This is a genomic window from Hartmannibacter diazotrophicus, assembly GCF_900231165.1.
Classification (GTDB): Bacteria; Pseudomonadota; Alphaproteobacteria; order Rhizobiales; family Pleomorphomonadaceae; genus Hartmannibacter; species Hartmannibacter diazotrophicus.
Map to the genome: position 1 here is coordinate 4915857 of NZ_LT960614.1, position 14629 is coordinate 4930485.

Sequence of the window (14629 nt, forward strand, 5' to 3'; positions counted from 1 at the left end):
CCGTCAGGTGACCCGCCGCTTTTCCAGCTTGCGGGCAAGGGTGCGCCGGTGCATGCCGAGCCGGCGGGCGGTCTCCGAAATGTTGAAACCGGTCTCGACCAGCGTCTCGTGGATCCGCTCCCATTCGAGATTCTTCAAGGACGTCGGCCGCTCCGTCAGCTTGACCGCCTCGTCGCCGTCCGCCCGCGCGAAGGCCGCCTCGATGTCGTCGGTGTTGGCGGGCTTGGCGAGATAATGGCAGGCGCCAAGCTTGATCGCCTCGACCGCCGTGGCGATGGAGGCAAAGCCGGTCAGCACCACGATGCGCATGTCCTCGTCCTGCTGATGCAGCAGCTTCACGCATTTGAGGCCGGAATCGCCGGCAAGCTTCAGGTCCACGACCGCGAAGCCGGGCGTTTCCTGCTTCAGGGCCGCAACCGCCTCATCGAGCGTATGGCTCACCCGGACATGATAGTTGCGCCGCTCGAAGGAGCGCTGCAGCGTGCGGGCAAAGGCCACGTCGTCCTCGACGATCAGAAGGGTTCGCTCCTCAGTCATCCCTGTCTCCCGGATCCTGCGCTTGCGGATTGCCGTCGCCAGGTTCCGCGTCGTCCGGATCCCCGTCCCCTGGCGCGAAGGCCGCGAGCGGCAGGGCGATCTCCACCAGCGCTCCGCCTTCGGGCAGATTGCGTGCCGTGAACGAGCCTCCGAGCTTGCGCGCGACGTTGGTCACGAGAAAGAGCCCGAGCCCGCCGCCCGGCCGCCCCTTGGTCGACCGGTAGGGTTTGCCGACGTCATCGAGAATGTCCTCCGCAAAGCCGGGCCCGCGATCACGCACGGAAATCACCAGCTGGTTGCCGCGTCTCGATATCACGACGCCGACCCACTGCGGCGACACGTCGGCGGCATTGTCCAGTATGTTGAACACGACCTGCTTGAGGGCCGTGTCCGCGACGATCGGCACGTCGTCGCCGAAGAGATTGGCATAGTCGAGATAGACTTGCGACCGCCCCGCATGCCATTCGACGACGACATTGTCCAGAAACGCATTGACGCTGGAGCGCACGGTTCCCTCGCCGCGCGCCTCGCCGGCCGACAGGAGGATGCCGGAGACGATCGCCTTGCAGCGGGCGACCTGCGCCTGCATCTCGTCGATCTCCTCGGCCAGCAGGTCGTCGTTGCCAAGCTGCGGCATGCGCTGCCAGTCGTTGAGGATGACCGAGAGGGTGGCAAGCGGCGTTCCCAGTTCATGGGCCGCGCCCGAGGCGAGAAGCCCCATGCGGATGATGTGGTCTTCCTGGATCGCCTGCTCGTGCAGCTTGGAAAGCCGCGCGTCGCGGGCGCGCAGATTGGCGTTGATGCGGGAAATGAAGACGACCAGAAGCACAGCGATGAGCAGGAAGGAGAGGAAGCGCCCGTGCTGGTGCAGGTTGATCATGTCGCCCTGCACCTCCGGCAACAACAGAGGGCGGTGCAGTTCGGTGAGAACCAGATAGCAGCCCGAGGTCAGGAGGACGAGCACCCAGCACCAGCGCACGTCGAAGAGGATGGTCCCGAGAATGACCTGCAGCAGGTAGAGCGAGACGAAGGGGTTGGTCGCCCCGCCGCTGAGATAGAGCAGCATGGTCAACGCGGTGACATCGAGCAGCAGTTCGACGAAGAGCTTGGGCTTGGTTACCACCTCCTGGCTGCGATAGCGCAGGAGAGCCGCCAGATTGCAGGCGACGATGAACAGGATGACGCCGGCCATCGGCATCAATGGCAGCGCGATGCCGAAGCCGAAGTGAACCGCCAGGATCGTCATCACCTGTCCGACAACGGCGAGCCAGCGCAACTGGATCAGGAAGAGCAGGTTTTGCCGGTCCGAGGAGACCAGCACCCGGCTGTCCGACGAAACTTCGGCACCGGCCGCGGCCATAGGCAGATCGAAATCGGATGAACGTCCTGCGGGGCCGGGATTGTCTGGGTGCATCGGACCTTGTCTGGCGATGGGACTGCGCGGCGCGATCAGGTGCCTTGCCGCGACGTTCGTCAGTCGCGCTCCTTGCCCAAGCCATATACTGTTCCGGCCGCCACCATCAAGGCAAGGCCGTACCAGGTGATCGCGTAGGTGAGATGGTTGTTGGCGAAGGTCACCCGCGTCAGACCGGCGATCGGCCTGCTGCTGCCGTCGGCGATCGCGCCGGCTGCGGCGTCCTGGTCGACGAAGTAGGGGGCGACGGCGCCCAGCGCATCGAGCCCCTTCGCCGAGGCGATCGCGGCGACATCGCGCGAATACCAGCGGTCGGCCCCCGGGTCGTTGTCGCGCAGAAAGCCGCCGCCCGGTTCACTGATCCTGAGAAGACCCGTGACAGTGACGGGTCCACCGTCTTCGGCCGCCGTCCAGCCCTTGCCGCTCAGCTGATCATCGGCAACGAAACCGCGATTGATCAGGACGACCGTACCGTCGTTACGCTTCAGCGGGGTCAGCACCCAGCGCCCGGAGCCGAAGTCGGTCACGGCCTTCACCAGCGTGTCCTTGCCGGAAAGGTAGGTCCCCGAGAGGGTGACGTGACGGTATTCGGATGTGGCCGCATCGATGGAGGGCCATGCCGCGGTGCCGGGCGCTTCGACCGGATCGGCATGAATGCGCGATTCCACGCGGGCGATGAGATCGAGTTTCCACGCGCGGCGCTCGACCTGCCATGTGCCGAGCGCAAGGAGAACGAGAACAAGAACAGCGGTCCCCGCGACGAAAAGAATGCGCCTGGAGCGGGCCTTTCCGGCCGGCATGGGATTTGTCATCGCCGTCTTTCCTGTTCCTGCCCTCCCCCGAAGGTCATCGTTCGCGGTCGCGAGAAATTCGGTGTCGGCGCGAGCCTGCCGCGCCGACGTCTGCCTCATCAGCCGATGCCGTCCTGCAAGGGCATCATGCCCGGCATCATGTTGGTGTTGAGGTGATACATGACCCAGAAGGACCCGGAGAGCGTGATCAGCACCAGGATGCAGGTGAAGATCAGCGCCAGCATGGTCCAGCCGCCCTCGGAGCGGGTGTTCATATGCAGGAAGAACACCATGTGCACGACGATCTGGATGATGCCGAAGCCGAGCACCAGGAAGGCGGTCGCCGTCGGGTTGTCGATGACATGGCCCATGACCAGCCAGAAGGGGATTGCCGTCAGGATCGCCGACAGGACGAAGCCGGTGACATAGCCGGAGAAGCTGCCGTGATCGGCGCCGCCCTCGCCATGGGCATCGTGATGGTGGCCGCCGTGATCGGCCGTTTCAGCATGAGAAGACATCAGAGCACCGCCATCAGGTAGACGAAGGAGAAGACGCCAATCCAGATGACGTCGAGGAAGTGCCAGAACAGCGAAAGGCACATCAGCCGCCGCTTGTTCTCCGGGATGAGGCCCTTGTTGACCACCTGCACCATCAGCACGCCAAGCCACAGAAGGCCGACGGAGACATGCAGGCCGTGGGTGCCGACGAGCGCGAAGAAGGAGGACAGGAACGCGCTGTGCCAGGGGCCGTAGCCCTCGGTGATCAGCTCGCCGAACTCCTTCAGTTCCAGCCCGACGAAGGCAAGGCCGAAACAGGCGGTGATCGCCAGCCACACCAGCGTCATCTCCTGCCGGCCCTTCTCCATCTCCAGCATGGCGAAGCCATAGGTGATGGAGGAAAACAGCAGCATCGACGTGTTGAGCGCGACGAGCGAGAGGTCGAAGAGTTCCTTCGGCCCCGGCCCGCCGGCCGTGGCGTGGCCCAGCACGCCGTAAGCGGCGAAAAGGCAGGCGAAGATGAGACAGTCGCTCATCAGGTAGATCCAGAAGCCCAGCATGGTGCTGGAGGGCGCGTGGATCTCCTCGGTGCGGTAGAAGACGTCGCGGGACGGAGCCTCGACGGCCTGGGATTGCATCGACATCTCGGTCCTCATGCCTGCGACGCCAGCAGCCGGCTGCGGTCTGCTTCCGTCTCGGAGACGGACCGGGCGTCGATGTAATAGTCGCGTGCGTAGTTGAAGGTGTGGCCGATGGCGACGACCAGGATTCCGGCGAAGCCGAGGGCTGCGAGCCACCAGATATGCCAGATCATGGCGAAGCCGAAGACGACGGCGAGACCGGCGAGAATGGCGCCCGTGCCCGTGTTCTTGGGCATGTGGATCGGGATGAACCCCTCGGTCGGGCGGACATAGCCACGGGTCTTCATGTCGTACCAGGCGTCATGGTCGTGGACCACCGGCGTGAAGGCGTAGTTGTAGGCCGGCGGCGGCGACGACGTGGACCATTCCAGCGTGCGCGCGTCCCACGGATCGCCCGTCACGTCCTTGAGACGCTCGCGGTCGCGGATCGAGACGTAGATCTGCACGAAGAAGCAGGCAATGCCGATTGCGATCAGCAGGGCGCCGAAGGCGGCGAGCACGAACCAGATCTGCAGCGAGGCATCGTCGAAGTGGTTCATGCGGCGGGTGACGCCCATCAGGCCCAACACATAGAGCGGCATGAAGGCGAAGTAGAAGCCAACCACCCAGAACCAGAAGGAGAGCTTGCCCCAGTGGGGATCGAGCTTGAAGCCGAAGGCCTTCGGGAACCAGTAGGAAATGCCGGCGAAGGTGCCGAAGACGACGCCGCCGATGATCACGTTGTGGAAATGCGCGATCAGGAACAGCGAGTTGTGCAGCACGAAGTCGGCCGGCGGCACCGCCAGCATGACGCCGGTCATGCCGCCGATGACGAAGGTCAGCATGAAGGCGATCGACCACATCATCGGCAGTTCGAAGCGGATGCGGCCCTTGTACATGGTGAAGAGCCAGTTGAACATCTTCGCGCCCGTCGGGATCGAGATGATCATCGTCGTGATGCCGAAGAAGGAATTGACGCTGGCGCCCGACCCCATCGTGAAGAAGTGGTGCAGCCAGACGAGATAGGACAGGATCGTGATCACCACGGTCGCGTAGACCATCGAGGCATAGCCGAAGAGGCGCTTGCCGGAGAAGGTCGCGACGACTTCGGAGAAGACGCCGAAGACAGGCAGCACGAGGATGTAGACCTCCGGATGGCCCCAGATCCAGATGAGGTTCACATACATCATCGGATTGCCGCCGGCATCGTTGGTGAAGAAGTTGGTGCCGATATAGCGGTCGAGCGAGAGCATCGCGAGGACGGCCGTCAGCACCGGGAAGGCGGCGACGATGAGAATGTTGGTGCACAGCGCCGTCCAGGTGAACACCGGCATCTGCATCAGCTTCATGCCCGGCGCGCGCATCTTGACGATGGTGGCGACCAGGTTGACGCCCGAAAGCAGCGTGCCGATGCCGGCGATCTGCAGCGCCCAGATGTAATAGTCGACGCCGACGTCGGGGCTGTATTGCAGTTCCGAAAGCGGCGGATAGGCCAGCCAGCCGGTGCGGGCGAACTCGCCGACGAAGAGCGAGATCATGACCAGCACGGCGCCGGCCGCCGTCATCCAGAAGCTGAAGTTGTTGAGGAAGGGGAAGGAGACGTCGCGCGCGCCGATCTGCAGCGGCACCACGAAGTTCATCAGGCCGGTGACGAAGGGCATCGCGGCGAAGAAGATCATGATCACGCCATGGGCGGTGAAGACCTGATCGTAGTGATGCGGCGGCAGGTAGCCGGCCGAACCGCCGAAGGCGATCGCCTGCTGCAGGCGCATCATGATTGCGTCGGAAAAGCCGCGCACGAACATGATGAGACCGAGCACCATATACATGACGCCGATCTTCTTGTGATCGACGCTGGTCACCCAGTTGGTCCAGAACGGCCCCCAGAGGCGGAAATAGGTCATGGCGCCGAGCACCGCCAAGCCGCCGAGGGCGACGACGATGAAGGTCACGACCAGGATCGGCTCGTGGTAGGGGATGGAGTCGAGGGTGAGCCGTCCGAAGATCGGGCTCCAGGGTTCGGATGTCGCAGTCATCGCGTCACTCTTTGGGTTCGCTCGGGTCGGGCGCCGCCCTGCTCGCTGGCGTCGCTCCTTGAAGGCTCAGTCTGCCGCCGCCGCGGCAACGCGTGACGGCGGGTCAAGGCGTCAGGATCCGCTCATTGCTTCGTCGCCGGGGCAAGGCTCATCGGCAGTGCCGCCGCCGCGACGCGCTGCTCGCCCGGCAGGCAGATCTGGCCGGCATCGGACGTGGCTTCGCCGTGGCCCTGATGGTTCATCATCTGGTCCATGCAGGTCTTGCCCTCCTCCACGCACATGTTGAGGATCGCGTGATAGAGGCCCGGGTCGACGGTGCCGTAGTGATGCACCGGCTCCTTCTCGCTCGGCTTGGCAAGCGCCAGGAATTCGGGCCGCCCGAGCGCGTCGCCGGACGACTTCACGGTCTTCACCCAGGCGTCGAAGCCGGTCTTGTCTAACCCGTGAAAGGCAAAGCGCATGTCGGAGAAGCCGGCGCCGGAATAGTTGGCCGAAAAGCCCTCGTAGGTGCCGGGCTTGTTGATCACCGCATGCAGCTTCGTCTCCATGCCGGCCATGGAGTAGATCTGGCCTGCCAGCGCCGGAACGTAGAAGGAGTTCATGACGCCGTCGGAGGTGATCTTGAAATTGATCGGCACGTCCACCGGGGCGGCCATCTCGTTCACCGAGGCGATGCCATAGTCCGGGTAGATGAAGAGCCATTTCCAGTCGAGCGAGACGACCTCGACGGTGAGCGGCTTGACCGCCGGGTCCACCGGCTTGCCCTCGGAGATGCGGTCGAGCGGCCGGTAGGGATCGAGCATGTGGGTGCTCACCCAGGTCACCGCGCCGAGCGCGATGATGATGGCGAGCGGCGCCGCCCAGATCACGACTTCCAGACGCGTGGAATGGTGCCACTCGGGCGCATAGTCCGCCTTGTTGGCCTCGCGGTACTTCCAGGCGAAGAAGACCGTCAGCGCCATCACCGGCAGGATGATCAGCAGCATCAGCACGGTGGAAAGGACGATCAGGTCCCGCTGCTGCACGGCGATGTCGCCAGAGGGGTTCATCACCACCATGTTGCAGCCGGACAGAACGAGGAGCATCGGTACCGCGAGGGCGCCGCGTCGGAATTTCCGAAACATCAGGGCAAGCTCGATCATCAGGGTTATTGCTATGCGGGAAATATCGTAGGGTCCCATACCCCTCCATTGGGCGATTTGTCCCACTGGTATGCCAACCTTAGTATCCGGGACGTCGACGGTCTTGAAGATTTAAACGATTGATATGTCGGGTCTTCGGGGATTTTCGATTCATCAGGTCACCTTATTTTCGGTGAATTTTTTCCGATGTCGAAAAATAGTCTTACTGCTTGAATTTGCTGCGCTGCAACGCAGCAATCCGAGCGGACTCGCGCAGAATCCGCCCCGGAAAAGTTGGCGCCCGGGCCATGCATGCGTCCGAAGATAGGGCGGATTTCCGGCCTTTCCACAGTTGGAGGCCGAATGCGTCGGCAAAGGCCGCAGTTGTAGCCATGGCATCGCGCGGCCCGGTCGCAACAAAAAAAACCGCGCGAATGATCACGCGGGACCGATGCTGCGATGTCTATGGACACTCGTCGGGGGAGATTTGGCGAAACCTTCTGCGGCCTTGCGCGGTCAGATCGACCGCCAGACGAGCGGATTTTCGCTGCTCGCGATCTTCTTCCACGTCAGGTCGGTGCGGCTCCAGGACAGGATAGTGTCGAAGCGGTTGTCGAGCACCATGTCGCCCTTCGCCGTGCGCACCACGAGCACCGCATGTCCCTCTCCGCTCGGGGTCACGGCGACGGCGATGCGAAGCGCGGCGGCCGGGAACCCGGCATGGACGAGCGCGCGGCGCTTGGAGAGTGCATAGTCCTCGCAGTCGCCGCTGGCGACATCCGCCGACCAGACATCCCCCTTGTCGTTGCGGGGGCGGATGGTGCGGTTGATCGTGCGGTTCACCTCGCCAAGGCGGGCGAGCGAGGCAGCGTCGGAGGCGATCGCGGTCGCCTTGCCGCCGCGGCAGTCGTCCGGGTTCTTGTGGCAGAAACGGACATAGCCAAAGGGTGCGAGCGTCGGCCGGCCGGCGAGGATGCGCGGGGCGCCGAAGCCTTCGATCGCGGAAGCCGTCTGAACGGGCAGCACGCCGCCGAGGAGGAGGGCGGCAATGGCGAGGCGAAGGAAGCGGAACATGATCGGCGCGTCTCCGGAACTGGAACGGGGACAGGCTTGCAGGAAACCCGTTACCCGCCGCTTAAGCCGGAAGACGCATCGGCCAACGCGCGGCGAGGCTGAAGAAACGCGGTAAACAACCGCCTAACTCTGCGCGCAAAAATGTGCCGATTTTGAGGATCGTGGGAGATTTGGCCGTTCCTGGGAAGCCGCCCGGGAGCCTGAGGGAGAGACTGATTGGGAGAGCCTGAGTGCGAGACCGGCAAAGAAAAAGGAGCGCGGTCCGAAGACCGCGCTCCCGTTTTCAATCGGATGATTGCCTTGTCCGATCGCCTTAGCGGCGGTCGCCCACGAGCTGCAGCAGCATGATGAACATGTTGATGAAGTCGAGGTAGAGGCGAAGCGCGCCCATGATGGCCTTGCGGCCAGCCGTCGTCGCGTCGTCGCTCTCGTAGTACATCTCCTTGATCTGCTGGGTGTCGTAGGCGGTGAGGCCCGCGAACACCAGCACGCCGATCACCGACACCGCGAAGGCGAGCGCCGAGGAGGCGAGGAAGATATTCACCACCGAGGCGATGATGAGACCGATCAGACCCATGAACAGGAACGAGCCCATGCCCGAAAGGTCACGCTTCGTTGTGTAGCCGTAGAGGCTTAGCGCGCCGAAGGAGGCGGCCGTGATGAAGAAGACCTGGGTGATCGACTGGCCGGTGAAGACCAGAAAGATCGACGACAGCGACAGGCCGACCAGCGCCGCATAGGCGAGGAAGGTGCCCTGGGCAGCGGCGACGCTCATCTTCTGGATCCGGAAGGACAGGAAGAAGACCAGCGCCAGCGGCGCCAGCATCACGACCCACTTCAGCGGGCTGGTGAAGAGCGCGACACCGAAGCCCGTCAGATAAAGGCCGTTGCCGGCCTGCGCGGCAGCGCCGCTCGGATCAGTGGTCACGGCAGCGCTGAAGGCGCCATAGGCCGCAACGCCCGTGAGGGCGAGGCCAAGGGCCATGTAATTGTAAACCTTCAGCATGTACGCCCGCAGGCCCTGGTCGATCTCGCCAGCGCCGACGCGCGACGAAACCGAACCGTAGCGCGCATAGGCGTTGCGTTCCGGATTCGACATGTGAGTACCTCTCCTAAAGAGTGTTCGTTGGCCGGGCGGCCGGACGGCCACCCACTGCGCATCGTGAATATGGGGAATTATTGCGGCTGCAACAAGACTTCGTGGATGGAAATCGGACGCAGTCTTACGCAAATCTACGTATGGTTAAGCCGCATCAAAGGTTCCTCAGGACCGGAGCGGCCTTCTTGCCGAGGATACGCCAGCTTCCGAGAAGCCCGAGGCCGATCGTCAGAACAAGGGCGACGAGGGCCGCGCCGACGGCGACGACCGGCTCGAAGACCATGTCGATCCTCATCATGCCCTCCAGCACGCCGAAGGCCGCAAGGCTGCCGGCGATGACGCCGAAGACGGCGGCGGCCAGACCGAGCAGCAGGTATTCCGCGCCGTAGGCGGCCAGAATCCGGCCCCGGCTGGCACCGAAGGTCTTCAGGATCACGGCGTCGTAGATGCGCTGGCGATGACCGGCGGCAAGGGCCCCGGCAAGCACCAGCACCGAGGAGACGAGCGCGATCGACGCGGCGGCACGCACGGCCAGGGCCAGTTGCCGCATGATCGAGTTGACCGCGTCCAGCACCTCCTTGACCCGCACCACCGTGACGGTGGGCATGTCGGCGACGACGGCCTTCATCAGCCGGGTTTCGTCCGCCTCGCTCGCCCCTTTCGGGAAAGTCGTCGTGGCAAGTTCGGAATGCGGCGCGCCGGCGAAGGTGTTCGGCGAGAACACCATGACGAAGTTGATGGAGAGCGAATCCCAGTCGACGTGGCGGGTGTTGGCGATCTTCGCCGTGACTTCGCGCCCGAACACGTTGACGGTCACCGTGTCGCCGATCTTGAGATCGAGAGCCTTGGCAAGCTCGTCCTCGAAGGAGACGAGCGGCTCGCCGCTGTAGTCCGCCGGCCACCATTTCCCGTCCGCCAGCGTCGAGGCCTTCGGCAGCGTGTCGGAATAGGTGATGCCCCGGTCGCCCTCCAGCGCCCAGCGTGCGTCCGCCGGCGGCTCGATCTTGGTCGTCGAGACCCCCTTGAGGGCGGTGATCCGCCCGCGCATCATCGGCACCCGCTCGATCGTCACGTCCGGCACTGTCGATTTGACGAGGGCATCGAAGGCGGCCGCTTCCGTCGACTGGATATCGAGGAAGAAGAAGGCCGGCGCCCGCTCGGGGATCGCTTCGGTGAGCTGGCGCCTCAGATTGCCGTCGATGAGGGCAAGCGTCACGAGCAGGGCGAGGCCGAGGCCGAGCGACAGGATGACGGAGACCGTCAGTCCGCCGGGCCGGTGGATGTTGCGGACCGCAAGGCGCAGGCCGGTGGAGCGCGGCGACGGCGCACGCCGGGCCAGTGTCATCACGCCCTGGGCGACGACATAGAGCAGCAGGAAGGCGCCGGCCGAGGCGGCAACAAAGACGCCCGCCACGCGCCGGTCATAGGCGAGAAGGATCGCAAGCCCCGCAAGAGACAGCGCAACGGCGAGCGTTGCCACGAGATAAACGGTTCGCGGCCATGCCCGCCCTGGCGCGACCCTGTCGCGGAAGAGGGCGCTGACCGGCAGGTCGTGCGCCCGGCCGAGCGTCAGCAGGGCGAAGGCGACGGCGGTCAGGAGACCGTAGAGCGCGGCGAGCGCCAGCTCCAGCGGATAGAAACCGAAGACGATCGGCAGTTTCAGCGTGTTGGCGATGAAGCCGCCGCCGGCGAAAGGCGCGATCGCCCCGAGCACGAGGCCGATGGCGACGCCGACGAGCGTGATCGCCAGAATCTGCATCAGATAGATTGCGACCACAAAGCCGCCGGGCGCGCCCAGCGCCTTCATGGTGGCGATCTCGTCGCGCTTGCGGTCAAGGAAGGTTTTCACCGCGTTGGTGACCCCGACGCCGCCGACGAGGAGGGCCGTCAGGCCGACAAGCGTCAGGAACTGTGCGAAACGACCGACATCGCGATCGAAGCCGCGCGTGGCGTTGTCCCGGGTCTGGATGCGCCAGCCGGCTTCCGGGAAGGCCTCCTTGGCCTTGTCCTCGACGGCGTGAACGGCCTCGTCGCTGACGGTGCCCGGCAGTTCCAGCCGAGCCGAATAGCGCACAAGGCTTCCAGGTTGAATGAGGCCGGTCGCATCGAGCGCCTGCCGGCTCATCATCACGCGCGGGCCGAAATCGATGCCCGTGCCGACCCGGTCCGGCTCCTTGGCGATCGTGTCGGCGATGCGGAAAGACGCCTTGCCGATCGTGATCATGTCGCCGGCGGCAAGATCGAGACGGGCGAGCAGCAGCGGATCGACGACGATGCCGTAGGACTCGCCCCTGTGGCGCAGGGCCTCGACGAGCGTGCCGCCGCCATCGAGCAGCATCGTCCCCTTCAGCGGATAGGCACCATCCACGGCCTTGACGTCGACGAGCGCGCTGTTGCCGGCATTCGGCTGTCCATCGGGAATCCGCGCCATGGCGCGCAGCGAGGCGATTTCGGAGACCTCGCCGAATGTCTGGAGGAAGCCCCGCTCCTTGGCATCGAGCGGCCGCTGGACGAGGCGGAAGGAAAGGTCGCCGCCGACGATCGTCGCTCCTTCGGCCGAAAGCCCTTCGGTGATCGCGCGCGTCGTCGCGCCGACGCTGGCGATCGCGGCAACGCCGATGGCGATACAGGCGACGAAGATCACGAAGCCCGAAAGCCCGCCGCGCAGTTCGCGCGCGGCAAAGCGGGCGGCCAGCCAAAAGGAGGGACGGTCCGAACGACCGGCGCCAGAACGCAGGGAGGCCATGGGCTCAGGCCTCTTCATGCGTTGCCGCGTGGTCCGCGGCCGTCTCGACGACTTCGCCGGAACGCATCGTCACCTGCCGGTCGCAGCGTGCTCCGAGGGCGCGGTCATGCGTGACGAGGACAAGGGTCATGGCGCGGCGGCGGCTTGCCTCGAACATCAGGCGGATGATCTCCTCGCCGGTCTCGAAGTCGAGATTGCCGGTCGGTTCGTCTGCGATCAGGATCGCGGGTTCCGGCGCCAGGGCTCGGGCAATGGCGACACGTTGCTGCTCACCGCCGGACATTTCGGCCGGATAGTGGGAAAGCCGGTGACCGAGGCCGACGGCTTCGAGTTCGGCCCGGGCACGCTCGAACGCATCCGCCCGGCCCGAGAGTTCCAGCGGTACGGCGACGTTTTCCAGCGCCGTCATGGTCGGAAGCAGGTGGAAGGACTGGAAGATGATGCCGATCCGTCGCCCCCGGAAGCGCGCCAGCGCGTCCTCGTTGAGCCGACCCAGATCCTCGCCGTCGATGACGACCCGTCCGCTTTCGGCCCTCTCCAGCCCGGCCATCACCATCAGCAGCGTCGACTTGCCGGACCCCGACGGCCCGAGAATGCCGATGCTCTCGCCGGCCGAGATGGCAAGGTTGATGTCCTTGAGGATGTGGACGCGGGCCGCACCCTCGCCGAGGCTGAGGTCGACCTTTTCGATCATGATGACGGGGCTGGATGGCAAGCGCTGCGTCCTTGGACTTAAGGGGCCATTTTGACCTGACTAAGCGCCGTCAGGCGGATGAATATGTCGAAGTGCGTGAAATGCGCGTCTTTGGGTGGCGCACCCTATGAATCTTCCTATATGGGTTGGGTTACCGTGACCGCCAGTCACATCCGGGATAGTTGACGACCAAGCGGGACAAATCGTGCTCAAGAGACTTCTGCTGGCCTTTCTCCTCACCTGTGCCGTCCCGGGGGTCGCCCTTGCGGAGACTGTCCGGATTCTGGCCCTTGGCGACAGCCTCACGGCCGGCCTTGGTCTCGATCCCGAAGATGCCTTTCCGGCAAAGCTTGAGGTGGCGCTCAACGCAAGGGGCTACAACACCTCGATCTTCAATGCCGGCGTTTCGGGCGACACCACGAGCGGCGGCCTTGCCCGCCTCGAATGGTCGCTTGGCGCCGGCGCCGACGCGGCGATCGTCGAACTCGGCGCCAACGATGCCTTCCGCGGCGTCGATCCGAAGCTGGTGCAACAGAACCTCGACACCATCATCACGACGCTGCAGCAGAAGGGGGTCAAGGTGCTGCTCGCCGGCATGCTCTCGCCGCCCAACATGGGCGAGGCCTATGCCTCCGAGTTCAATGCGGTTTTCCCTGAACTGGCCAGGAAGCACGGCGTTCTCTTCTTCCCGTTTTTCCTCAAGGACGTAGCCGCCGACCCGGCTCTCAACCAGGGCGATGGCATCCATCCCACCGCCGCCGGTGTCGACGTGATCGTCGCCAATATCCTGCCGCTGGCCGAAACGCTGGTCAAAGAGGCGAGGACCCCTTAAGACACTCCTCCCGGTCCGCGGTTCGCCGGACCTCTCCCCGCCTGTCTTTTTCAAACTCCGACCGACCGTTTCCGGAGACGCTTCATGCAGTACCGTCCCCTCGGCCGCACTGGTCTCACCGTGAGTTCCATCTGCCTCGGAACGATGACCTTTGGCGAGCAGAACAGCGAGGCCGAAGGCTTTGCCCAGATGGACATGGCCCTGGACCACGGCGTCAACTTCCTCGACGCGGCCGAACTCTATCCCAGCCCGCCGAAGCCGGAGACGCAGGGCCGCACCGAGGAGATCGTCGGCAACTGGGTGAAGGCGCGAGGCCTGCGCGACAAGGTAATCGTCGCCACCAAGGTGATCGGCCGCTCGGAAATGACGTGGTTCCGCAACGACGGTTCCGAGGGGCGGCTGACGAAAGCCCAGATCGACGAGGCAATCGACAAATCGCTTCGCCGGCTAAAGATGGACTATGTCGATCTCTATCAGGTCCATTGGCCCGAGCGCGAGGTCTCCGGCTTCGGCAGCAACCCGACCCGTTTCGTGCGCGTGCCGCCGAAAGCAGATGAGACGCCGATCGAGGACATTCTTGGCTATCTCGATGACCTCGTCACAGCGGGGAAGGTGCGCCACGTCGGTCTTTCCAATGAAAGCAGCTGGGGCTTGATGCGCTTCGTTGCCGGAGCGGAGGTGGGCAAAGGACCGCGTGTTGCCTCGATCCAGAATGCCTACAGCCTCGTCAACCGCATTTTCGAGGTCAACCTCGCGGAGGCCTGCGACCGGGAGGACGTGAGCCTTCTCGCCTATTCGCCGCTGGCGCAGGGCTATCTCACCGGCAAATACGAGAATGGCGCGCTGCCGAAGGGCAGTCGCAAGCAGCTTTTTAATCGCCTGCAGCGCTACGAAAAGCCGGGAACCGCCGAGGCGATCTCCACCTATGTGGCGATCGCACGCGACTTCGGCGTCGATCCGGCGCTCTTCGCCAACGCCTTCGTCACCAGCCGGCCGTTCGTGACGTCGAACATCGTCGGCGCGACCTCGACGGAGCAGTTGAAAGTCGCGATTGCCAGCGCCAGCTTCGACTTTACCTCCGAGATGGAGGCAGCTGTCGACGCCGCACATCAGCTCCACGGCAATCCCTGCCCCTGACGTCTTCGGGTGCGGCGGGCATGCCGCCCAG

12 protein-coding genes and 1 pseudogene are annotated in these 14629 nt (G+C 64.4%); 2 read left to right on the forward strand and 11 right to left on the reverse strand.

Annotated features, from left to right (window positions below):
* Positions 1-3 precede the first annotated feature (3 nt).
* The 11 genes and pseudogenes from HDIA_RS22725 to HDIA_RS22775 form a co-directional block, all read right to left on the reverse strand.
* Positions 4-537, reverse strand: a complete 534-nt coding sequence (locus HDIA_RS22725; RefSeq protein WP_099558228.1) for a response regulator transcription factor — start codon at positions 535-537, stop codon at positions 4-6.
* Entirely contained in the window at positions 530-1897 is a 1368-nt protein-coding gene (locus HDIA_RS22730; RefSeq protein ID WP_099558229.1) for an ATP-binding protein, read from the reverse strand. Before HDIA_RS22730 ends, HDIA_RS22725 begins: the two co-directional genes overlap by 8 nt.
* A 113-nt stretch (positions 1898-2010) precedes the next feature.
* Positions 2011-2763: an SURF1 family protein gene (locus HDIA_RS22735; RefSeq protein WP_099559108.1), complete on the reverse strand. Its 753-nt coding sequence runs from the start codon at positions 2761-2763 to the stop codon at positions 2011-2013.
* A gap of 98 nt (positions 2764-2861) precedes the next feature.
* Positions 2862-3260, reverse strand: a complete 399-nt coding sequence (gene cyoD, locus HDIA_RS22740) for a cytochrome o ubiquinol oxidase subunit IV (protein WP_099558230.1) — start codon at positions 3258-3260, stop codon at positions 2862-2864.
* Positions 3260-3877: a cytochrome o ubiquinol oxidase subunit III gene (gene cyoC, locus HDIA_RS22745; RefSeq protein ID WP_162292709.1), complete on the reverse strand. Its 618-nt coding sequence runs from the start codon at positions 3875-3877 to the stop codon at positions 3260-3262. The genes cyoD and cyoC overlap by 1 nt, the downstream gene beginning before the upstream one ends.
* A 14-nt stretch (positions 3878-3891) precedes the next feature.
* A complete protein-coding gene (cyoB, locus tag HDIA_RS22750; protein ID WP_099558231.1) occupies positions 3892-5895 on the reverse strand; it encodes a cytochrome o ubiquinol oxidase subunit I in 2004 nt (667 codons plus the stop codon).
* A gap of 125 nt (positions 5896-6020) precedes the next feature.
* Positions 6021-7037, reverse strand: a pseudogene (gene cyoA, locus HDIA_RS22755) (ubiquinol oxidase subunit II); the annotation flags it as partial.
* 495 nt (positions 7038-7532) lie between these two features.
* Positions 7533-8090: a transglutaminase-like cysteine peptidase gene (locus tag HDIA_RS22760; protein ID WP_099558233.1), complete on the reverse strand. Its 558-nt coding sequence runs from the start codon at positions 8088-8090 to the stop codon at positions 7533-7535.
* A gap of 313 nt (positions 8091-8403) precedes the next feature.
* The gene (locus HDIA_RS22765) at positions 8404-9189 is read right to left on the reverse strand and encodes a Bax inhibitor-1/YccA family protein (protein ID WP_099558235.1); all 786 of its coding nucleotides are present in this window, start codon (positions 9187-9189) and stop codon (positions 8404-8406) included.
* Positions 9190-9343: 154 nt separating this feature from the next.
* Positions 9344-11935 (reverse strand): ABC transporter permease, encoded by a 2592-nt coding sequence (locus tag HDIA_RS22770; protein WP_099558237.1) that lies wholly within the window; start codon positions 11933-11935, stop codon positions 9344-9346.
* Between the two features lie 4 nt (positions 11936-11939).
* Positions 11940-12629, reverse strand: a complete 690-nt coding sequence (locus HDIA_RS22775; protein WP_099558239.1) for an ABC transporter ATP-binding protein — start codon at positions 12627-12629, stop codon at positions 11940-11942.
* Positions 12630-12834: 205 nt separating this feature from the next.
* Here HDIA_RS22775 and HDIA_RS22780 point away from each other — a divergent pair, with 205 nt between their 5' ends.
* Both HDIA_RS22780 and HDIA_RS22785 read left to right on the forward strand, forming a co-directional pair.
* Entirely contained in the window at positions 12835-13461 is a 627-nt protein-coding gene (locus tag HDIA_RS22780; protein ID WP_245884041.1) for an arylesterase, read from the forward strand.
* Positions 13462-13545: 84 nt separating this feature from the next.
* Complete coding sequence (locus HDIA_RS22785; RefSeq protein WP_099558241.1) at positions 13546-14598, forward strand: aldo/keto reductase; 1053 nt, start codon at positions 13546-13548, stop codon at positions 14596-14598.
* The last annotated feature ends 31 nt before the right edge of the window (positions 14599-14629 follow it).